The following is a 19,958-nucleotide window of genomic DNA, read 5'->3' as shown; positions in this document are numbered from 1 at the left end:
ATAAGGTTGGTGAATAGTTTCATAGGATTGTGAGAAAATTCTATTAAATTCTTGTCTATACTGATTGCTAAGTAAAGGTTTCTTAAAACTGACAATAGTTTGACTATTATTTGCCGTAGAGATACAAATATTGCTTTTATGGCGATGGATATAGGGCTCACCACTATAAATTCATCTGAAAGTCGATCAAAAGTAATTTGGTTAAAATGTAAGTAACCTGTTGTGTCACAGGTTGCTACAGGTTACTGACGGTATGCTGCTTAGTAAACAGAAATATGGAGCCATTGCCAGACGACTACTCATCGCTGTCGTTGGGGTGAGTACTACAATTGCTATTTTAACCACTAGTGTACAGCTAGGGCTTGATTATTGGGAAGACATGCGTCGAATGAACGGTGTTTTTCAACAAATTAAGGCTTCTAGTGTGCCAAGTATTATGCGTTCAGTATGGTTATTTGATGAACCTCAAATCAAAATTCAGCTAGATGCGTTTGTTCAAATTCCAGAAGTAGTATATGCCGAAATTCGCCAGGACGATGAAGTTGTTTGGAAGGCTGGTGAAATCGAAGCAGATCGAACCTTAAAAGAAGAAGAATTTGAGCTTATTGCTAAGCCTCTTAACTCATCTCCAATTGACTTAGGAAAGTTGAAAGTTGTTGCTGATATGAGCCAGATTTATAGTCGGCTTATAGATAAATTTGCAGTTATTCTAGTTTCAAATAGCATAAAAACAGCAATTGTAGCAGTAGTTATCTTACTCGTATTTTGGAACCTTGTGACGCGCCATCTAATTAGAATGTCCGAATACTTAAAAAGCACTGAACCAGGTGATGCGAAGAAAAAGCTGACTCTATTGCGAGGGCCAAGTAAAGAAAATGATGAGCTGGATATATTAGTTAAAGCAATAAACGATAATTATCAGCATTATGCAAGTAATAAGCACTATCCAGGTATTTCTGATAACGAAGGTATTTTTTATAAAAAAATTGGCGAAGAACCTCTCAAGCAAGATAATAGTATTTCTAATGCATTACAACAACAAAAGCAAGACGTTCTCGTTGAAACGGAAAAAATGGCTGCACTAGGAGGGCTACTAGAAGGTATAACTCAGGATATTGAGCATCCTTTAACAACAAGCAAGACGGCTACTAAGGCACTTCAAAATCAGTTAATAGAAGCTGAGCATCAGTGTGACGAAGAGTCAGTAAATAAAAATGTTATTTTAGCGCTTCTCCATAATTGTCAGAATCATATTAAAACCCTTACTTCAAATTTAAACTCTGTACACCGAATGACTGCTAATATTCGGCGATTTGCCAGTGGTAGGGAAAAAGTTGTCTTTAAAAATGTAAAATTAAAGGAAGAAGTAGAAGAGGTTGTAGATGCTGTGCTGTCCCAACACCCAACAAAAAATATTAACACTATCATCAATATTGATGAAGCTATTCTTTTATCCACTTACCCGGCAGCAATTCACCAGTTATTAATAAACCTGGTTACCAATGCACTGCAGCATGGTTTTGAAGAGGGAGCTGTAGGAGTACTGAAAGTGGCCGCTGAGGAAAAGGGAGATACAGTTGTATTAACAATAGCAGATGATGGTAAAGGTATGGACCCTGAAACACTTGCCCATATCTTTGATCCTTTTTTTACAACAAAAGTAAACAAAGGCGGAACAGGGCTTGGTATGTACATAGTTTACAATATTGTTACTCAAAAATTACAAGGAACTATTATTTGTGAAAGCCAGCCAGACAAAGGTGCCAAGTTTATTATTTCACTCCCTTCGTTAGAATTTGCTAATGTTATTGATTTAGGTGCAGGATAAACTGCACTTAATCCCAGTTATGCCCATGCAAAGCGTGTTTTCAGCTAGCTTGTGCTTACAGCTAACATATATTATGTGACGTTTATGTTGTTCTAGTCCTTAGTTATGTGTCGTGGTTTGTTGAATTTCTTTGCTCTCTTTTTCTGTTGAAAGATTATAAGCTTTCCTGTGGTCTAACCTTTAATAATGCCTGTAGCTAGTAAAAGCGGGTCATATATAACCACTCATAAAGAGTATACTTATTATGTAGGGCAGGCAGGTAGTGATAGGAGAAAAGAATGCATCAAACTGTCAAAAATTACTATGGAAAAGTCTTACAAAACTCACAAGATTTAAAAACCAATGCTTGCACTACAGATACAAAACTACCTCTCCATATTCGACAAGCCCTTGCTAATGTTCACGAAACCGTATTGAGTCGATACTACGGATGTGGATTAGTAGCGCCAGAAGTGTTAGCAGGCTGCAAAATTTTAGATTTAGGCTGTGGTGCTGGCCGTGATTGCTATGTTTTAGCCCAATTAGTAGGGGAGGCGGGACATGTAGCAGGAGTAGATATGACAGATGAACAATTGGCTATTGCATCCCAGTTTTTGGAGTATCATCAACAGCAGTTTGGTTTTAAAGCCAGCAATGTAGCCTTTTATAAAGGCTATATCGAAAACTTGGCAGAAAACTCTTTTGATGTGATTATCTCTAATTGTGTAATTAATTTATCACCAGATAAGGAGTCGGTGTTAAAACAAGCATATCGCTTATTAAAACCTGGTGGAGAAATGTACTTTGCTGATGTTTATGCTGATCGGCGAATTTCACCTGAACTAGTTGATGACCCTGTATTATATGGTGAGTGTCTAAGTGGTGCGCTTTATTGGCAGGATTTTTTAACTATAGCTAAACAAGCTGGATTTATAGATCCAAGATTAGTTAGTGATAGAGTGATAAAAATAGAGCAGAGCGAAATTAAACAAAAATTAGCCAATACTAATTTTTATTCAGCCACTTACCGGTTATTTAAGTTGCCAGAATTAGATAGTAATTGTGAAGATTATGGGCAGGCGGTTATTTATAATGGAGCTATCCCTTATAACGAAGAACAGTTTGTTCTTGATAAGCATCACATTATTGAAGCTGGTAAAGTATTTCCAGTCTGTGGTAATACCTGGCGTATGCTAGCTGAAACTCGATTTAAACCTTACTTTCAATTTATTGGTGATTTCTCAAAGCATTATGGTGCTTTTCAAGGTTGTGGTATAACACTGCCATTTGCTAAGGATGAATCAGAAGCAACAGCAGCAGCTTGTTGCTAAGAAAAACAAACCAGAGGCATAGTGAGTGGGCGATATCATAACCAGCAGTGAAGCAAGAAGTACTGAGTGGAACTATACCAGCAAAGGAGAAAAACGGGGTTATATTCAACCCCGAGGTTTAGATGAACTGTGGTTTCATATTGGTACAGCTTGTAACTTGTCTTGTTCGTTTTGTTTAGAAGGCTCTAAGCCTGGTGACAATCGATTACAGTTGATGCGTCTGACGGATGTTAAGCCTTTTATTCATGAGGCATTGACGTTAGGTGTACAACAGTTTTCCTTTACTGGTGGAGAGCCATTTGTAGCCAAGGATATGGTTAAAATACTTAATTATGCGGCACAATATAAGCCCTGTTTGGTATTAACTAATGGTACTGACCCAGTACTCAAAAGAATGAACAGTATTTTATCTTTAAAAGATACTAAATATCCCATTGCGTTTCGGATTAGTTTGGATGACATAAGCCCACAATTACATGATCAGGAAAGAGGAGAAGGCTCATTTGAGAAATCTCTGCAGAGCCTTCAATTACTCCATCACAATGGTTTTAAAGTTTCTATCGCGCGACAAATGGTTAATCCTAATGAAGATAAGGTCAAGCAGGACCAGGTTTTTTATCAACTATTGAGCCAGTATGGTTTGCCTGATAGCATAAATATTATTGCATTTCCAAATTTCTTTCAGCCAGGTAGTACAGTGGAAGTACCAGAAATAAGCGAAACTTGTATGACTACTTATCATACAGAAGAAAGCAGACAACAGTTTATGTGTGCTTATAGTAAAATGCTAGTTAAGATAAATGGTAAAATCAAAGTGTATGCTTGTACCCTGGTGGATGATGATAAAGACTATGAAATAGCTGATACTCTAACAGAAGCTATGACGGCAAGGATAAGCTTAAAGCATCATCGTTGTTTTAGTTGCTTTGCTCATGGAGCAAGCTGTAGTGAATAAATCTCATTTGCAACAAGAGGTATATTTCTTAATAAGTTCAATATAAGCTTAGAAAAGGATGCAAATTTCTTATTGGGTATCCAAAAATATAAAAAATAGTTGCTAAATCCTGCAATAAACATTTCTTATATAAGATAAATTACGCCCTACGCTTTGGGTATACCTTTCTCATCGGGTGTACATGGTGTCGTAGATATTTATTGCTGTTAAGAAAAACCATGCCTGCCATCTTTAGTGTTAGCCAGATAGCTAATTTGCATACCTATCAAGAGACTCCAAAAACATTTAGTGATACCTTTTCAGGAGTATTATCAAATGGGAACAGAGCAAAATTACTACAGGCTGATTCAAAATCTAGAGAGCGCTTCTATCAGCATACGAAACCCTATTCAACTCCGCTCAATAACAACCTTAATAAACTTGCCAGATTAAAAATTATCCGTATTTTGAGTCAAGGTGAACAAAATGCTACCAATCAGCAAGCATCAACCACAAGCATTCCATTAGTCGCAGCAAACCTTACTACTTTTGCAAAAGACATATTTTGCAATGTTCAGGGGGATGTCAGCTATTTGGATGTTGTAGTAGCTAAGCAAAGTCAAGGTTTGGTTGACCTACTAAAATTTTATTACTTTTATGCAAAGGAAGAATTGCTTGAAGTAATAAAACTGTCAGAACTAACAGAACAGTTTGAGATAAGAGAATTAGATACGATCATTGATAAGCTGAAAACTCAGGCAATAAGAAACCAGAATAAAAAACAAATAATCGCTGATGATGAGTACCAACAGCTCATGAAGTATATCCCAGAGGTGTTTATCAATATACTGTTAATTAACCTTACCTATCTCAGGCAGACTAAGCCAACCCCTATTTAATGTGAGCTGGATATTATGTCAAGCTTACTTCTACCTAATACTACAAATCACTAAAAGTTGAGTATTTAAAATGCCTGGAAGGTAGCGCGGCAACCATTCTTAACCCATAGTATGTTATCATAGGCTCCCCAGTCCTTATTTTGTTGGCATAAAGATTTTGAGTGTCGCTTTATTAGCCAGGCTCCTTTAATACTTAATGGTAATCGACATTCTTTATACTTTTTATTATTGCTGCTGCAATTAACGCTAATTGGGTCAACGTTTAGATTTGTAACAACCTCAAAGATAGCGCGACAGCCTTTAGTAACGGTAATTTGATTTCCATATGCAGACCAGGTGCTATTGTTACAGCTAGCTCTAGAAAGGCGTTTTTTTACGTTAGTATGTTGAATTTTTAAATTGCCTAACAAGCAAACCGCTGGTTTGTGGTCATGGCTTTCACAAGTTGGATAAATAGTGCGAAAGCCTACAGCGGCAGCGAGTTCTGGATCTTCAATATATTGGCTAAAATGATGAGGTGAGTCTGCCAACCCTTGTTGAGCGGATGTTAATAACAAGCCTGCTAATAAATAGTTAGCACTGATTTTTTTCATACCTACTTTCCTTGTCACAGTATAAATAACTTTATCGAGCCTAAATATTAGCTCTCTTTATTTTTATAATCAATTAAAGTTTTTACTAAAACTAATCTGGTAAATTTAATGGGGTGACCAATTTTATATTTTTTAAAGTGTCATATAAATAAAGTTAATTTATATTTTTTATATAGTATCCTAACCATAAATCTATAGTAGGTGTAAAAATAAGGCAGTATATGTTCATGCTGAAGATCAAGTTTTACAGCAGTATGCTTGTGCTCTAGAGGTAGAAAAATTATTCGCGAATAGTATATGTCAGCGTCTATTTATTAGCTTAGAAAGTAAAATGTTACCTTGTAGATGCTTTAGAAGTATATCTAAATTAAGGGCTGTGGGTTAATTACCCACATAAATAGGTTCCTGTTCCTACGGCGCATAGATCATTCCGATTGTTATAAAACTCTGAGCGAGTCACTGCTACTTTATTACCGGATCTTAATAATGTTGAGCTAACGTAAAAACTTTCTCCTCTGCCTGGGCGTAAATAATCGACTCGTAAGTCGATAGTACTCACTCGGGCTAAACGCTGGATACGTTCTTGAATATCAACATGTTCTAGCTTACGAAATGCTCCTACTAGCGCCATGGCGCCACCGCTGACATCAATCATAGATGAAATAACGCCACCATGTAAAATGCCTGTTATATAGTTACCAATCAAGTCTTCTTTCATTGGTAAGTGCATTTCAACTAAATTAGGAGTGACATTGGTTATTTTCATACCAACTAACTGGTTGAAAGGAACTTTATCAATAAAGCTCATGACGGCAGCTTTAATTTCGGGTAAAAATTCTTCATATCCAGTAGTCATATTGCAATACTCTAGCAATCAGTTAGTACCAACGTTTGGTTAGCCATCAATGGACTAACCGCCAACCCGGATATTTCTATGGATTTATGAAATATTCGGGTTGGCGATTGAATTCTAGAGGTATTGTATCATTAAGCGCAACTTGTTGTGTTAAATAAAAGCAATGACTTGCTTCACCAAAAGCGCAACTTGTTGTGTTAAATAAAAGCAATGACTTGCTTCACCAACTTAGCAATCCCATCTGCCGCTTCACTAATGCGACTGGCTAACATATAGGCTGGTGTGGTTACCAGCTTATGTTTTTCATCAACAACGATATCATTAACTACACAATTTTGGTGAATGACGTTCATTTGCTCTAATGCTGCTGCGGTTTCTTCATCATTGCCAATAGTGCACCTCACTGGCTCACCAAAAATTTTGCCGGCAAGTGCAGGTGCAATGCAAATTAAACCAATAGGCTTGTTATTTGTTGCAAATGATTGACATGCTTTTTGAACACTTTCTGGCATATCCATTGTGGCCCCTTTAGTTGCAAAATTGGACAAATTTTTAGCTACACCGTATCCGCCAGGTAATATTAGTGCATCAAATTCACTGGTAACTAATTGGCTTATATCCTTTATGTTACCGCGAGCAATTCTTGCTGATTCAACCAAGACATTACGTTTTTCTGGAGTAGCTTCACCAGTTAAGTGATTGACAACATCGGCTTGATCTATATCAACAGCGAAACACTGATAATTTATATTTAATAAGTCAAGGTTAAGTAGGGTTAAAACAGACTCATGAATTTCAGCGCCATCAAGAAAGCCACAGCCAGACAGAATAACAGCTACTTTTTTGGTCATTGTTAATGTTCTCCAATTATTTGTGCTAGTCGGGACTCGTTTTTAGGTGTAAAAAATTAGCAAGAATACCTGCAGTGATAGGTGCATTCTACTTTAGTTGTATATTGCTAATAGCTGCATAGTAGCAAACCAGTTTGAAAAGAGAAACAGACTAGATAGTCATTATTTTATAAGCTGTTGTATCATTCGTGAACAATTTTTAGGGGTTACCGTCGTTTTTTACTCTATAAACCTATTATTTATAGTTTTATAGGGCTTTGTTACTTAATAGTCATATCTAATAAATTATTCGTACAGAATTCTAGTTATACCTTAGTTGTAGTGTTTGGTGTTGATTTGTAGTGTTTCACGAAAAATATATAAGTATTCAGACCTATTGTTGTTTTGTTAATAACTGCTTGTAAAGTATCGTTTACATACGAAAGTTGTTTTTAGTAGGTTTTCTTCTGAGGATTAATGACAAAGAAAAATTTAACTTGCTATCATATCTGTCACTGAAAACATTGTTGCCCAAAAATTAAATAAAAGGATAGATTGATGAAAAAAATAGCAAAAAAAATACTCACTACTGCGGCTTTAATTAGTGCTGCTTTTGTTGGTAATGCAATGGCAAACAATTATCTGCCAATGACTATTGGTGATTATGTTGTTTATCAAGGTGATAAATCTAACCAGCAAATCCCATCAAAAGTTGTTGAAGATGATGGTACTTGGAAGTATTTTAAAAACTTTGGTGGTTTGGGTGACCTTTGGTTGCATTTAAGTGATGATAATAAAATATACGTTTGGTCTGAGGCTGATAAAAAAGTACAGTTGTTTGTAGATTTGAATTCAGCTGAGGGTAATGTACAGAAAGTAGGTATTGCTCCTTGTAATAACGGTGAGGTAACAATTACTAGCCGTGCCGAAGAAGTAAAAGTCCCTGCTGGTGCTTTTGATAATATAATTAAGCTATCATTCCGTAATAATTGTGCAGATGCTGGTGTAACTGAGCTGTGGTTAGCGCCAGAGGTGGGTGTAGTTAAATGGTCTGAAACGTCAATTATGGGGCCTAGAGATTACCAAATGGTTCATGGGAATGTGTTAGGGAATACTTATCCAAAGAAATAGTTTGTATGTCTTTTTTAAAGACAGGCTGGGTAGCCCCTAGCCTGTCTTGTTTTTTTACAAAACTCGTGTTGTTTTCCAATAGTGTCGTTGCCAATAGGGCTGATTAAGCTTAGATATAATTACCCCTTTGGATTTGGATACATGTAAAAAGCGATTGTTTCCCAAGTATATTCCAACATGTTGATAATTACGGCTAGTTTTAAAAAATAGCAAATCTCCTGATCGACGGCTTTTTAATGAAACTGTTTTACCTGTACGAGCTTGCTGTTTCGTTGATCTGGGTAGTTGAATTTTAAAGACGGTTTTATATGTTTGCTGAACAAAGGATGAGCAATCAATTCCTGATTTATTGGTTCCACCATACCGGTAGGGTACCTTTTGCCAGTGCTGATAATGCTGTTCAAGTCTTTTGGTAATGGCTTGTTCAGAAGCTGATGCAGGAAGCGGATCTTCTGTTATTGTTGGTGAAAAGCTGCATGCAGAAAGTAAAGTGAGCAAACAGCCAGTTAGCAGGGTTAATGCAGTAAGTCTTAGTTGAGTTATAGGCATTCAGTCCTCATTCGGTCAACATATCAAAAAAGGTTTTGCAGCTTAGCCCGGATATTTCACTAAACATACGGACTTTCAATAGTTTATATAGTTGATATTAACCGAAACTGAACCCAATCTTTGATTGTGTTCGCTTATAAAAAGCCACTGGCTTCTCTACATAGGTTTAGTGGATTAGAGATGACCTTTATTTTCTGTGCCATTACAGCAGCTACAATTACTTGTTAAGAGTAGCGCTGTAATGTACGACCTATGACTGATATTAACTTAGTTAGTGTCATCGCTAGCTGTAGCCTGATACTGGCCACCGCTATAGCTTTTGCTAAAGCGACTGATATTGTGACTTATCCTAGGCCAGTAACAGCTGATGATAAGCGTACCCAATACCCTGCAAAGCTGTTGCAGTTAGGGCTTAGTAAGTCGGGTGAGCCGTTTGAAATACGATCCAGTGAAGGGATCATGCTGCAAGGCAGAGCATTGAAGCTTTTAGAGCTTGGTAAGGTCGTAGATGTGGTTTGGTCAATGACCTCTATTGATCGGGAGAAGAAGCTGTTGCCTGTTAGGGTGCCAATTTATAAAGGGTTAATTGGTTGGCGGCTACCACTTATTAGGGAAATAGACCAACGTAAATTTGCTGCAATTTCCCATTTGGATTTGCTTAAGCCACTATTTGCTGGCCAAGGTCATGATTGGCCAGACACAGTAATTTTAAGGAAGAATGGCTTTCAAGTGAGTGGCGTAGCTTCTTACGAAGGTCTTTTCAAAATGCTATCGCAAAGGCGTTTTGATTACTTTCCTCGCTCCATTGTTGAAATCTGGGCTGAAGCAGCAAATCATGCTGACAAAGGTATTGTTGTAGAAAATAGTATTGCTATTAAATACAAAACAGCATTCTACTATTTTGTTAATAAAGGCAATCAACGCTTAGCCAGGTTGTTGAGTAAAGGGCTGTATCAGGCTATTGAAGATGGTAGTTTTGATCGTTTATTTATGGAGCATCATCAAGAGATATTAAATAAGGCTAAGTTGGAACAGCGAAAAATATTCACTATCCCCAACCCTATCCTGCCTGTAAATACACCACTAAATGAGCCGAAACTATGGTTTGAGTTAAAGGATCTGGATAAGGCTGTAGGCCCAAAATAATAAACTCCACATTTTGCTCCCTCTCCCTTTGGGAGAGGGCTGGGGTGAGGGTATAGTTTTTAAAATACCGCTACGCGGAAAATTCTATTAAAGCTGCTGTCACTAGCCTTGCCGTAGCGGACTAGCCCCTCATCCTAACCTTCTTCCCTGAGGAGAGAAGGGATTTAATTCGTGCAACTAAGCCAGAACTTTAGAGAATTTTACTCTTCACTTTCACATAGCTCAGCGTAGCCTTCTGCATCTAATAGCTCGCTTATTTCTTCTTCACTAGTAAGTTTTACCTTAAAAAACCATCCATCACCATAAGGGTCAGAGTTGACCAGCTCGGGCTCATCTTCTAATGCTTCATTAACAGCGACTACTTCACCTGATATTGGAGCGTAAATATCTGAAGCTGCTTTAACTGATTCAACAACACCTGCATCATCACTGGCGGACAAATTTGCACCTAGGTCAGGTAGTTCGACAAATACGACATCACCTAGTTGTTCCTGGGCATGGTCAGTGATTCCAATAACAGCAGTGCCATCGCTTTCCAGTCGAATCCATTCATGGGAGCTTACATAACGTAATTCTGAAGGAATATTACTCATAATGTTGTTTACCCTCTAATGGTGTATCTGCTTTAGGCTGCTTTTGTTGTAATTGGTTAGTTTGTATTATCGTAGATTAACTAAAGTAAACTACAAAAAAATACATGTTAATACTTATTCGAGCGTCGCATTAATAAAATAACAGGCAATAAACCAACAATCACTAAAGTTAGTGCAGGTAGTGCTGCTCTTGCCCACTCACCCTCAGATGTCATTTCATACACTCTTACTGCCAGGGTATCCCAGCCAAAAGGGCGCATTAGTAAGGTTGCAGGCATTTCTTTTAATACGTCAACAAATACCAGTAGTGCTCCAGTCAACACGCCGGGTGTCATCATAGGCAAATAAATATGTAAGATAATACGTTTTGAATTAGCGCCAAGGCTACGCGCAGCTTCAGTGATGGAAGGTTTGATGTTGTATAAGCTGCTGTCTACTGGGCCAAAAGCAACGGCTAAAAAGCGAATTCCATAAGCAACAATTAATGCTAACAGGCTGCCTAGTAACACCTGTCGTGGTTCCTCTCCCATCCAATTAAACCACGCAGCAAAAATATGGTTATCAAGCCAGCTGAACCCCATCATTATTCCTACGGCTAATACTGAGCCTGGCAGGGCATAGCCTAAGGTAGAAATATTAATCATTTTAGGTAACCAGCGTTGGTTGGGCTGTTTCTGAGCGATTGCTAGCAATAGGGCAATTGTGACTGTAGTAACAGCTGCTATCGCACCTAAACTAAGGCTATGACCAACTAATGATAAAAAACGGTTATCAACATCAGTTAAACCAGTTTTTATCACCCAGATAATTAACTGAGTTATTGGAATTATAAAGGCAATTAAGACAACTAAGCAGGCAAACAAGCTTGCAGCAATGCCTAGTAAGCCAGTGAGTTGATAGCGATGAAATAGGTGTTGGCTATCTTGATTGTAGCGAGCTCTACCGCGGGCATTTTTTTCAATAAAAACGGCCAAGGCAACAAATAGCAATAATAGGGTAGCTAGCTGAGCCGCAGCCTGTAAATTGAAAAAACCATACCAAGCTTTATAAATAGCAGTAGTAAAGGTGTCGTAATTAAAGGTGGCTACAGCACCAAAATCTGCCAGGGTTTCCATCAGCGCCAAGGCCAAGCCAGCCGCAATAGCGGGGCGTGCCATGGGTAAGGTTACTTTGAAAAAAGCCTGCCAGGGGGTTAAACCTAAAATACGGGCTGCATCCATTAAGCCGCGGCCTTGGCTGATAAAGGCACTTCGGGCTAACATGTAAACGTAAGGGTAAAATACCAGAGATAATACCGTGATCACCCCACCGGTGCTGCGAATAGCAGGAAAATAACTGCCTGGGCCAAACCATTCTCGCAACTGGGTTTGGATTGGACCACTGAACTCAAATATCCCTAAAAACACAAATGCCATTACGTAGGCAGGTACAGCAAAAGGTAGCATTAATGCCCAATCCAGCCACCTACGGCCAGGAAACTCACACATGGCGGTCAACCACGCAAGCCCTACGCCAAGCCCTGTTACACCAATAGAAACACCAAAAATCAGCCAAAAGGTATTGCTCAGCAGTTGACCTAGTTGAGTTTCTATCAGATGAAGCCAGATATCTGTTTGGAAGTTGCTCCAACTGATAATTAAATTCGTGATTGGCAGTAATACGATGATAGCGACAGCACAAACCAACCAAAACCAAAATCGATGATGTGTCATTGCACAGGAATAACCTACTGAAAAAACAAAACGCCCGCCAAGTTTCCAAGGCGAGCGTTGTGCATTGTAGCGTGTATTAATAAGATAGCTAGTATTAGTGGTGTGTGCGCAAAATTGTGCGTATTATTTATAACCAGCCCGATCCATTAACTTAATAGCTTCTGCTTGTTTTCTGCCTGCAATTTCAACATTCAGTTGGTCTGCTTTAAATTCTCCCCAGCTTGCCACTAACTTAGCTGGTTTAACTGAACTACTGGCTGGATATTCCATATTAGCGTCAGCAAAAATCTTTTGTGCAGTGGGGGTGCTTAACCATTCCAAAAATTTCACGGCAGCTGCCTTGTGTTTAGCATATTTAGTTACCCCAGCACCAGATACATTCACATGTGTGCCAGTGGTTTTCTGGTTAGCCCAGAATAACTTTAATTTGGTGTCCGGCTTTTCTTTTAATAAGCGGCCATAGTAATAGGTATTGACGACAGTTACATCACATTGGCCTGCTGCGACAGCTTCCATTGCCATGGTGTCGTTAGAAAATACTGGGGCTGCTAAGTTATTTACCCAGCCTTTCACCACTTGCTCGGTTTTTTCTTTGCCCAGTCTTTCAATGATGGTGGCTACTAATGACTGGTTATAAACTTTTTTGGAGGTGCGTAAGCACAGTCGGCCATCCCATTTTTTGTCTGCTAAGTTGGCATAGGTTGATAGTTCTGCCGGCTTGACTCGATCAGTTGCGTACACCATGGTGCGAGCCCGAACTGATAAGCCAAACCAGTTATTGTTGGGGTCGCGTAGATGAGCAGGGATGTTTTGTTCTAGAGTTTCTGACTTAACTGGCTGCAGTACGCCCTTGTCTTGAGCTTGCCAGAGGTTTCCTGCATCAACAGTAATGAGCAGGTCTGCGGGGGTGTTTTTACCTTCAGCTTGAAGCCGTGTAATTAAAGGACCAGCACTATCAGTAATATAGTCAATTTTTACACCAGTTTGCTTGGTGTATAAGTCAAACAGGGGCTTTACTAGATGCTCTTTACGAGCGGTATATACGACTAGTTTTTCCTCGGCTGCTACATAAATAGAGGTGAATGCGCTGATAACCGCAGTAGCTGCCAGGCAGGTGTGCTTGAGAGATTTGAGCATGAAAAAAACCTTAACTCATTTATTTGGGGTTATTATTGGAATGCTAACAGCTACTAATGATAATGATTAGCATTTGATCAAGCAATTACCTTTTGTAAACAACTGTTATACAGCTCTCGTTATATGAGGTACCACAAACGTTACAGAATTAAGTTTCTTTTTACTCAAGTGGAGAGGTGGCTAAAAGCTTTTGCGAAACTTTCCTACTGAGCTAGCTCTGGTAGCTGATTATTATCAATTAACATCGCTTGTTGGATAAGTTTTTGTTTGAGGGGCACTAAGCTATCCACTAGTTTCATTCCTTTATTACGCAACACTCGTAGGGCAAGGCTGTCATGGTGAAATAGCTCTTGAAAGCCTTGCATGGCAGTTGCCATGAGCAGGTTATGGCCGCGTCTACGTCGTTCGTAGCGCTCCAAAATATGAGGATTGCTGTAATTTCCCCCCCGCTGAGAGGCTTGCTGTATTTCTTCTGCTAGCACCGCTGCATCGAGCAACCCTAAGTTGACCCCTTGTCCAGCCAGTGGGTGAATAGTATGTCCAGCATCACCAATCAGAACCACCCTGTCATTATGATAGCACTGTGCATGACGATACCTTAGTGGAAAACTTACTCGTTCAGAGCAGTTGAATAATTGACCTAAGCAGCCTTCAGTTGCAGCATATAGTTCATTCAAAAAAGTTTTTTTATCAATAACTTTTAGGTGTTGAATATGATCAGGAAAACTTGACCAGACAATGGATACAAAGTGCTGACTTTGCTGAGAGGCTAATGGCAGTAAGGCAAGTGGGCCTGAAGGTAAAAATGCCTGATAAGCCGTTTCATTATGGTAATGCTCAGTTTGTATTGTACTAACTAGCGCATGATGACGATAGTCTTGCTCTGACAGAGGAATATTCGCCTGACTTCTTAGCTTAGAATGAGCTCCATCAGCGGCTACCGCCAACTTAGCCTTTAACTGCTGGCCTGTAGTGAGCTTGATGACTACTTGTTCAGCACTATTTTCAATTAGCTCACTAAATGGACTGTTGGGGATGAGTTTGATGTTGTCATATTGGCTTAGTTGTTGGTGAAGCGCGCTGACAATAACGGAGTTTTCTGCAATATACCCCAACTGTTGCTGTTGTACTAAGTCAGCATCAAAACAAACCTGGCCAGTTCCCTCTGCATCCCAAACCGTCATATGTTGGAAGGGTTGTACTCTTAATTGTTGAATCGTATGCCAGACTCCAAGATTATCCAGCAGCTTATAAGATGCATGAGTCAGGGCACTAACCCGATTATCAAACACAGCAGTTGATGTATCTGGTATTTTGATAGGGATTGGGGATGCATCAACTAAAGCAATACTGAGAGAAGTGGTTTTTGCCAAAGCTAGAGCCAAGGTAGCACCAACCAGTCCACCACCAATAATGATAATGTCTGTGGTATTAATATTATTCATAAATTGTGCTCTATAATCCGTGCTTGGTAGGGAACTTGAAACTAACTTGAGGTTAAGCTGCTAAGCTAAATACTCGTTTGGCTAAAACCGACGCCCATTGCTTGCTTGGTAAAAATAGTTTTTGCTTCCGATAATAGATCTAGTCCAACTAAACCAATATTTCTAACAACGGATAGCCCTGCATGTTGGTTGCTGAAAGCTTTTACCAGCCAGTCACTGCCAAGCATAGTGATTATTTGATCATTCTCTTGTAAAGCTAAATAACGACGCAGAATGGCATAGTCATTGATAGCTTCTTGTTGCTCCCAACTGTTTTTTAATAAACTCGCCAGTTGTAGGGTATCTCTTAATGCCAGGTTAAAGCCTTGGCCTGCGACAGGGTGTAAGGCATGTGCAGCATTACCTAATATCACCAGCCCAGGACGAATTTGCTCAGTGCTGTATTTTAATGAAAGAGGGTAGTGGAAACGTTGACCTATTTTAGTAAAGCGGCCTAGTCGGTAACCAAAGTGTTGTTGTAATGAATTTAGAAAGCTGCTATCTGTTGCATCTAACCATTGTGGGGCTTGGTCTTGGTAAATAGACCAAATCAATGCTGAATGATTTTTAGCTAATGGTAGCAAAGCCATGGGGCCTTGTTCAGTAAAGCGTTCAAAGGCCTGGCCTTGATTAGGCTTCGAGGTTGTTACATTAGCAATCATGGCCGTTTGGTGATAATCCGTACATTGAACATTAATACCCAACTGGGTGATTAATGGTGATCGGCCGCCATCTGCAATCACCAGTAAGTCCGTCGTTAGCCAGCTTTTTTTCTCTCCCTGCTCTATTTCAATGGCATAGCCTGTTGCTAAAGGCTTTACCTGGCAGGCCGTTGCTGGTGACAATAGTTCAATAGCCGGGTATTGCTTAATTACTTTAAATAGATTTTGTCCCAACTGCTGATTTGCTACTACATACCCAAAAGCATCCAGTTGATATTCATCTGTATTCATTCGGGTAAAGCCAAACCGGCCTTGGTCTGATACATGAATATGCTTGATTGCGGTGGCATGCTGAGCCAGTGACTGCCAAACGCCTAATTGCTCTAACAACAACTGGCTACCCAGAGATAATGCGGTAGAACGAGCATCATAACTGGGCTGCTGATTCGCCTGGTTAATCGGGTGAGGTTCAATAATCGCTACAGGCATAGAAGACTGGTGACTATGCTTAGCTAGGCTGGTTTGCAAGGCAAGCGCTAGCGAGGCGCCTACCATACCACCGCCAATGACCACTACAGGAAAATGGTTGTCAGGCTTGTTAGCTTCGGTCATTTAGCATCACCGAATAATGGCGTATGCTGCAAAACGAATGCACTCATCGCTGTTCATCATACCTTCAAGTTGACTTCTTCATTAAATCTTCTATTTCTGTAACTTCTTTAGGCACATCTGCTGACATTACTATATGGCCAGATTCAGTAACAACTACATCGTCTTCTATTCTTACCCCAATACCACGCCAGCGCTTTTCTACATCTTCATTATCAGGGGCGATATAAATACCAGGTTCAATGGTAAGCACCATGCCAGGCTCTAATTTACGCCATTCCCCATCAATTTTATATTCACCCACATCATGTACATCCATACCGAGCCAGTGACCCGCTTTGTGCATATAAAAAGGCTTATATTTTTCTTCTTTAATTAGTTGTTCAACATCACCTGAAAGTAAGCCAAGTTCAACTAACCCTTCAGTAATCACTTGGACTGTTACATCATTGGGCTGATTAAAATGATTACCAGGTTGAACAGCTTCAATTGCAGCTAATTGGGCTTTTAATACCAGCTCATAAATAGCCTGTTGCTCTTTACTAAATTTGCCATTAACCGGAAATGTTCGGGTAATATCAGAGGCGTAGTGATCTAACTCGCAGCCTGCATCAATCAGTACCAAATCACCATCAGCCAAAACGTCATTATTTTCAGTGTAATGTAATATGCAAGCATTAACGCCACCACCAACAATGCTGTTATAGGCTGCTGCACGACAGCCGTTGTAAACAAACTCATGCAGTAGCTCAGCTTCAAGTTGGTATTCATAACAGCCAGGTTGGCAGGCTTTCATAGCTCTTAAATGAGCATTGGCAGAAATTTCTGCTGCTTTTTTCATAAGCGCTATTTCTGCTTCACTCTTAAAAATACGCATCTCATGCAAAATATGGTCAAGTGCAACAAACTCACCTGGTGGTACGGAGCCCTGTTTGGTTTTGGCTTTGATGGAATTAATCCAGCTCATCATTCGGCGGTCAAAAATCTCGTTGGTGCCTATTTCATAATAAACACGAGACTTGCCTTCAATTAGTCCTGGTAGTATTTCGTCAATATCATTGACTGGAAAGGCATCATCAAAACCGTATTTTTCACAAGCACCTTCTTGACCTGCTCGTAAGCCTTCCCATAATTCTTTTTCTGGATCTTTTTCCCGGCAAAATAAAATAGCTTCGCCATGGCTGCGACCTGGGATAAGTACTAGCACCGCTTCAGGTTCAGGAAAGCCTGATAAATAGTAAAAATCACTGTCTTGTCGATAAGGGAAATCAACATCTCGGTTGCGAACTTGAATGGGTGCTGAAGGTATTACTGCAATACTATTGTCGTCCATTTCTGCCATTAAATTGGATCGACGCTGTTTGTATTCTGAAGTGGGTAGCTGTTTCATTATTATGTTTAACCCCTAATTAGTGTATTCAAACTAGTGAAGTTGAGAGTCACTTTTTTCAGTGGAGCCTTTTGAGCCACACTCACTGAACACCAGTATTGCGTTAATGCGGACATATTCAGTCACCTGGTGCCAGTCCATTTCATTAGAGTCAGCTTCTTCTATATCTTCACTTTGTACTTGTGAAATTTCAGTAAAGTCTAAAAGAATGTCTTTTACATCAGTAGATAGCTGAGCTTGTTGCTGCCCAGATAACCCAAACCCAGCTAAAAAACTATGAGTCCAGTTAGCGAGCTCTTTAAGGCGACTTTCCAGCTCAGCATCGTCATCAGGTAGTAACAAACGAAAACCATATTCGGGATCAGCCAACTGCTCTTCTGTTTGCTGGTATAAGGAAACCAGCATAACCTTTGCCTGATCAGGCAACACTTCTTCAATATCCAACAGTTGTTGAACTTGGCAGAGCCAACTATCGGCTGATAGTCTCAAACCACCTGCTAGCATACCTGTTAACAAACCATGTAATTCTGCTGGAGAAGCAAACAGCTCCAATGAAACAAACAGGTTAGCAACATCATCAAAGCTAATCGTTGCTGAAGGAGCTTGAGCTGCATTTTTCATTGCAATTCTACCTAGATGTTTAGTTTGTCTCTATCCTAACATTTGAGGGTATTGCAAACTACTGTACACCTTAAGAGTGAAGCGATTACTGATATGACGAGTGATTTTAAAATCTAATATTAATAGTAAGGCGTTGAAATAGTTGGTGTTGGATTGACCCTGGCAGAACGGCCCACTATAGTAATCGCAAGCCTTATACCCTGATACCTTAGTCGTTTAAAATGGATCATCACTTATTTCAGCAGCTTGCAAATAAAACTGAACAATTGATCGCTTTGTGCGAACAATTAAAACAGGAAAATGCTCAGCTTCGTGCCAATGAGCAACAGTGGCGTGAAGAACGGGTGTATTTGATAGAAAAAAATGAGATTGCCCGTACTAAGATTGAGGCGATGATCACTCGGTTAAGAACGCTGGAACAAGAGTCATGAGTGACACAACAACACAAACAGCAACAGTTAACATTTTAGATAAAGGGTATCGGGTAAGTTGTAAGCCTGAAGAGCAGCGTGCTCTGGTCGATGCAGCCCAGTACCTAGATAGCAAAATGCGAGAGATTCGGGAAAGAGGGGCTGTGGTTGGGTTGGAGCGGATTGCAGTGATGGCCGCGTTGAATATTGCCCATGAACTTTTACAGTTAGCTCAGCAGCGGCAGCTAGCCGAGGAAGATACCCAAGCACAGTTACAATCCCTGCTGGATAAAGTCGAGCAAGTATTAACAGATAGCGATACGCCTGCTTTTGATTAAAAATTTTCATAAAAAAAGGGGCGACAATCTAACTCAAATCGATATAATGAAATCAAGCTCCCTGCTCTGTTGGCCAGTCATGAATGTCCCTGAGCCGATAATTTAGGAACTGGAGGCTCCTTGCAGGTGTCGGCGTGCAAGTCCGCTATAGGCGGAAAGCCCAAAGCATCTCAGCAGCCACCACCTTGAACCTAGGGTTCAAGGGCCCAATTGACAGCGGCGGATTGGGGAGCGGTTTTAAACTATGCCTGAAGTAAAAAATAATAGAATTCTTCTTGCTGACAATGAACGTCAGCCGTCACTTCTAATCAATAACCCAGTAAATCCCCAACAGCGTAAACAACTCAGAGCAACCCTTCGCCAAGCACGTCGGGCGCTTACTTGTCAGCAGCAACAATTAGCTAGCCAGCGGCTACTTAAAGTTTTATTAAGCAGACCAGAGTTTCTGAAGGCTAAACACATAGCAGTGTATTTAGCGAATGACGGCGAAATTGATCCTATGCAAATAATAGAAGCAGCTTGGGCAATGAATAAGCACTGTTATTTACCTGTGTTGCATCCTATTTATCATAATCGACTGTGGTTTCTGCGTTTTAGGCCGACGACAAAATTGGCACCGAATCGTTTTAATATATTGGAACCAACTGTGCGAGCTGGGCATCTAAAGTCTGCTTGGGCGATGGACTTGGTATTACTGCCGTTGGTTGGCTTTGATCAATATGGAGGGCGTTTAGGAATGGGGGGGGGCTTTTATGACAGAACTTTTGAGTTTATTGTGAAAAACCCATTGAAGCCTCGTCCCAAGTTGGTAGGTTTGGCTCATGAGTGCCAGCGAGTGGATAAACTGCCCACTGCCAGTTGGGATATCCCACTGACAGGGATTGCTAGTGATAGTAAGTACTATACAGCAAAATAAGGTGCGGCTA

The 19,958-nt window shown here is 39.9% G+C and carries 20 protein-coding genes and 1 other RNA gene; 10 read left to right on the top strand and 11 right to left on the bottom strand.

Features of this window, described 5'->3' with window-relative positions:
• Window positions 1-253: 253 nt before the first annotated feature.
• From ORQ98_RS11245 to ORQ98_RS11230, 4 genes are all read left to right on the top strand, one after another.
• Window positions 254-1,828, top strand: a complete 1,575-nt coding sequence (locus ORQ98_RS11245; RefSeq protein ID WP_274688903.1) for a sensor histidine kinase — start codon at window positions 254-256, stop codon at window positions 1,826-1,828.
• 278 nt (window positions 1,829-2,106) lie between these two features.
• Complete coding sequence (locus tag ORQ98_RS11240) at window positions 2,107-3,138, top strand: methyltransferase domain-containing protein (RefSeq protein WP_274688902.1); 1,032 nt, start codon at window positions 2,107-2,109, stop codon at window positions 3,136-3,138.
• Between the two features lie 25 nt (window positions 3,139-3,163).
• Window positions 3,164-4,093: a radical SAM protein gene (locus tag ORQ98_RS11235; RefSeq protein ID WP_274688901.1), complete on the top strand. Its 930-nt coding sequence runs from the start codon at window positions 3,164-3,166 to the stop codon at window positions 4,091-4,093.
• A gap of 218 nt (window positions 4,094-4,311) precedes the next feature.
• Window positions 4,312-4,971: a hypothetical protein gene (locus tag ORQ98_RS11230; protein WP_274688900.1), complete on the top strand. Its 660-nt coding sequence runs from the start codon at window positions 4,312-4,314 to the stop codon at window positions 4,969-4,971.
• 65 nt (window positions 4,972-5,036) lie between these two features.
• On the opposite strand, the gene ORQ98_RS11225 is transcribed toward ORQ98_RS11230, so the two are convergent.
• From ORQ98_RS11225 to elbB, 3 genes are all read right to left on the bottom strand, one after another.
• Window positions 5,037-5,564 (bottom strand): DUF3011 domain-containing protein, encoded by a 528-nt coding sequence (locus tag ORQ98_RS11225; RefSeq protein ID WP_274688899.1) that lies wholly within the window; start codon window positions 5,562-5,564, stop codon window positions 5,037-5,039.
• A 385-nt stretch (window positions 5,565-5,949) separates the two neighbouring features.
• Window positions 5,950-6,420, bottom strand: a complete 471-nt coding sequence (locus ORQ98_RS11220; protein ID WP_274688898.1) for a thioesterase family protein — start codon at window positions 6,418-6,420, stop codon at window positions 5,950-5,952.
• 197 nt (window positions 6,421-6,617) lie between these two features.
• Window positions 6,618-7,271, bottom strand: coding sequence for an isoprenoid biosynthesis glyoxalase ElbB (gene elbB / locus ORQ98_RS11215; RefSeq protein WP_274688897.1), 654 nt, complete (start codon window positions 7,269-7,271; stop codon window positions 6,618-6,620).
• Between the two features lie 537 nt (window positions 7,272-7,808).
• Between elbB and ORQ98_RS11210 the strand changes: the two genes are divergently transcribed.
• Window positions 7,809-8,381, top strand: coding sequence for a hypothetical protein (locus tag ORQ98_RS11210; protein ID WP_274688896.1), 573 nt, complete (start codon window positions 7,809-7,811; stop codon window positions 8,379-8,381).
• Window positions 8,382-8,435: 54 nt separating this feature from the next.
• Here ORQ98_RS11210 and ORQ98_RS11205 read toward each other — a convergent pair whose 3' ends face one another.
• Window positions 8,436-8,930: a C40 family peptidase gene (locus ORQ98_RS11205; RefSeq protein ID WP_274688895.1), complete on the bottom strand. Its 495-nt coding sequence runs from the start codon at window positions 8,928-8,930 to the stop codon at window positions 8,436-8,438.
• A gap of 252 nt (window positions 8,931-9,182) precedes the next feature.
• On the opposite strand from ORQ98_RS11205, the gene ORQ98_RS11200 reads away from it, so the two are divergent.
• Complete coding sequence (locus tag ORQ98_RS11200) at window positions 9,183-10,076, top strand: type 2 periplasmic-binding domain-containing protein (RefSeq protein ID WP_274688894.1); 894 nt, start codon at window positions 9,183-9,185, stop codon at window positions 10,074-10,076.
• A gap of 200 nt (window positions 10,077-10,276) precedes the next feature.
• Here ORQ98_RS11200 and gcvH read toward each other — a convergent pair whose 3' ends face one another.
• From gcvH to ORQ98_RS11165, 7 genes are all read right to left on the bottom strand, one after another.
• On the bottom strand, window positions 10,277-10,669 hold the full coding sequence (gene gcvH, locus ORQ98_RS11195; protein ID WP_274688893.1) for a glycine cleavage system protein GcvH: 393 nt from the start codon (window positions 10,667-10,669) through the stop codon (window positions 10,277-10,279).
• A 107-nt stretch (window positions 10,670-10,776) separates the two neighbouring features.
• A complete protein-coding gene (locus ORQ98_RS11190; RefSeq protein ID WP_274688892.1) occupies window positions 10,777-12,381 on the bottom strand; it encodes an ABC transporter permease in 1,605 nt (534 codons plus the stop codon).
• Between the two features lie 123 nt (window positions 12,382-12,504).
• Window positions 12,505-13,518, bottom strand: coding sequence for an extracellular solute-binding protein (locus tag ORQ98_RS11185; RefSeq protein WP_274688891.1), 1,014 nt, complete (start codon window positions 13,516-13,518; stop codon window positions 12,505-12,507).
• Between the two features lie 203 nt (window positions 13,519-13,721).
• Window positions 13,722-14,963, bottom strand: coding sequence for a UbiH/UbiF/VisC/COQ6 family ubiquinone biosynthesis hydroxylase (locus ORQ98_RS11180; RefSeq protein WP_274688890.1), 1,242 nt, complete (start codon window positions 14,961-14,963; stop codon window positions 13,722-13,724).
• Between the two features lie 65 nt (window positions 14,964-15,028).
• A complete protein-coding gene (gene ubiH / locus ORQ98_RS11175; RefSeq protein ID WP_274688889.1) occupies window positions 15,029-16,276 on the bottom strand; it encodes a 2-octaprenyl-6-methoxyphenyl hydroxylase in 1,248 nt (415 codons plus the stop codon).
• A 64-nt stretch (window positions 16,277-16,340) separates the two neighbouring features.
• Window positions 16,341-17,663, bottom strand: a complete 1,323-nt coding sequence (gene pepP / locus ORQ98_RS11170) for a Xaa-Pro aminopeptidase (protein ID WP_274688888.1) — start codon at window positions 17,661-17,663, stop codon at window positions 16,341-16,343.
• 33 nt (window positions 17,664-17,696) lie between these two features.
• Window positions 17,697-18,284 carry a UPF0149 family protein gene (locus tag ORQ98_RS11165; RefSeq protein ID WP_274688887.1) on the bottom strand — a complete coding sequence of 196 codons (588 nt, stop codon included), beginning with the start codon at window positions 18,282-18,284 and terminating at the stop codon, window positions 17,697-17,699.
• Window positions 18,285-18,505: 221 nt separating this feature from the next.
• Between ORQ98_RS11165 and ORQ98_RS11160 the strand changes: the two genes are divergently transcribed.
• From ORQ98_RS11160 to ORQ98_RS11145, 4 genes are all read left to right on the top strand, one after another.
• Window positions 18,506-18,715, top strand: coding sequence for a TIGR02449 family protein (locus ORQ98_RS11160; RefSeq protein WP_274688886.1), 210 nt, complete (start codon window positions 18,506-18,508; stop codon window positions 18,713-18,715).
• A complete protein-coding gene (locus tag ORQ98_RS11155; protein ID WP_274688885.1) occupies window positions 18,712-19,032 on the top strand; it encodes a cell division protein ZapA in 321 nt (106 codons plus the stop codon). The genes ORQ98_RS11160 and ORQ98_RS11155 overlap by 4 nt, the downstream gene beginning before the upstream one ends.
• 55 nt (window positions 19,033-19,087) lie before the next feature.
• Window positions 19,088-19,267, top strand: a non-coding RNA gene (ssrS, locus tag ORQ98_RS11150) — 6S RNA.
• Between the two features lie 9 nt (window positions 19,268-19,276).
• A complete protein-coding gene (locus tag ORQ98_RS11145; RefSeq protein WP_274688884.1) occupies window positions 19,277-19,948 on the top strand; it encodes a 5-formyltetrahydrofolate cyclo-ligase in 672 nt (223 codons plus the stop codon).
• Window positions 19,949-19,958 lie beyond the last annotated feature (10 nt).

Source organism: Spartinivicinus poritis (assembly GCF_028858535.1).
Classification (GTDB): Bacteria; Pseudomonadota; Gammaproteobacteria; order Pseudomonadales; family Zooshikellaceae; genus Spartinivicinus; species Spartinivicinus poritis.
Note: the sequence above shows the minus strand (reverse complement) of the source record. Positions and strands in the feature narration are given on the sequence as shown.

Excerpts from the sequence above, each read along its gene's own strand:
- ORQ98_RS11165 (WP_274688887.1), bottom strand. The coding sequence starts at position 18,284 with ATGAAAAATGCAGCTCAAGCTCCTTCAGCAACGATTAGCTTTGATGAT.
- ubiH (WP_274688889.1), bottom strand. The coding sequence starts at position 16,276 with ATGACCGAAGCTAACAAGCCTGACAACCATTTTCCTGTAGTGGTCATT.
- gcvH (WP_274688893.1), bottom strand. The coding sequence starts at position 10,669 with ATGAGTAATATTCCTTCAGAATTACGTTATGTAAGCTCCCATGAATGG.
- ORQ98_RS11240 (WP_274688902.1), top strand. The coding sequence starts at position 2,107 with ATGCATCAAACTGTCAAAAATTACTATGGAAAAGTCTTACAAAACTCA.
- ORQ98_RS11205 (WP_274688895.1), bottom strand. The coding sequence starts at position 8,930 with ATGCCTATAACTCAACTAAGACTTACTGCATTAACCCTGCTAACTGGC.
- pepP (WP_274688888.1), bottom strand. The coding sequence starts at position 17,663 with ATGAAACAGCTACCCACTTCAGAATACAAACAGCGTCGATCCAATTTA.
- ORQ98_RS11160 (WP_274688886.1), top strand. The coding sequence starts at position 18,506 with ATGGATCATCACTTATTTCAGCAGCTTGCAAATAAAACTGAACAATTG.
- ORQ98_RS11185 (WP_274688891.1), bottom strand. The coding sequence starts at position 13,518 with ATGCTCAAATCTCTCAAGCACACCTGCCTGGCAGCTACTGCGGTTATC.
- ORQ98_RS11225 (WP_274688899.1), bottom strand. The coding sequence starts at position 5,564 with ATGAAAAAAATCAGTGCTAACTATTTATTAGCAGGCTTGTTATTAACA.
- ORQ98_RS11145 (WP_274688884.1), top strand. The coding sequence starts at position 19,277 with ATGCCTGAAGTAAAAAATAATAGAATTCTTCTTGCTGACAATGAACGT.
- ORQ98_RS11245 (WP_274688903.1), top strand. The coding sequence starts at position 254 with ATGCTGCTTAGTAAACAGAAATATGGAGCCATTGCCAGACGACTACTC.
- ORQ98_RS11200 (WP_274688894.1), top strand. The coding sequence starts at position 9,183 with ATGACTGATATTAACTTAGTTAGTGTCATCGCTAGCTGTAGCCTGATA.
- ORQ98_RS11190 (WP_274688892.1), bottom strand. The coding sequence starts at position 12,381 with ATGACACATCATCGATTTTGGTTTTGGTTGGTTTGTGCTGTCGCTATC.
- ORQ98_RS11180 (WP_274688890.1), bottom strand. The coding sequence starts at position 14,963 with ATGAATAATATTAATACCACAGACATTATCATTATTGGTGGTGGACTG.
- ORQ98_RS11210 (WP_274688896.1), top strand. The coding sequence starts at position 7,809 with ATGAAAAAAATAGCAAAAAAAATACTCACTACTGCGGCTTTAATTAGT.
- elbB (WP_274688897.1), bottom strand. The coding sequence starts at position 7,271 with ATGACCAAAAAAGTAGCTGTTATTCTGTCTGGCTGTGGCTTTCTTGAT.
- ORQ98_RS11220 (WP_274688898.1), bottom strand. The coding sequence starts at position 6,420 with ATGACTACTGGATATGAAGAATTTTTACCCGAAATTAAAGCTGCCGTC.
- ORQ98_RS11155 (WP_274688885.1), top strand. The coding sequence starts at position 18,712 with ATGAGTGACACAACAACACAAACAGCAACAGTTAACATTTTAGATAAA.
- ORQ98_RS11230 (WP_274688900.1), top strand. The coding sequence starts at position 4,312 with ATGCCTGCCATCTTTAGTGTTAGCCAGATAGCTAATTTGCATACCTAT.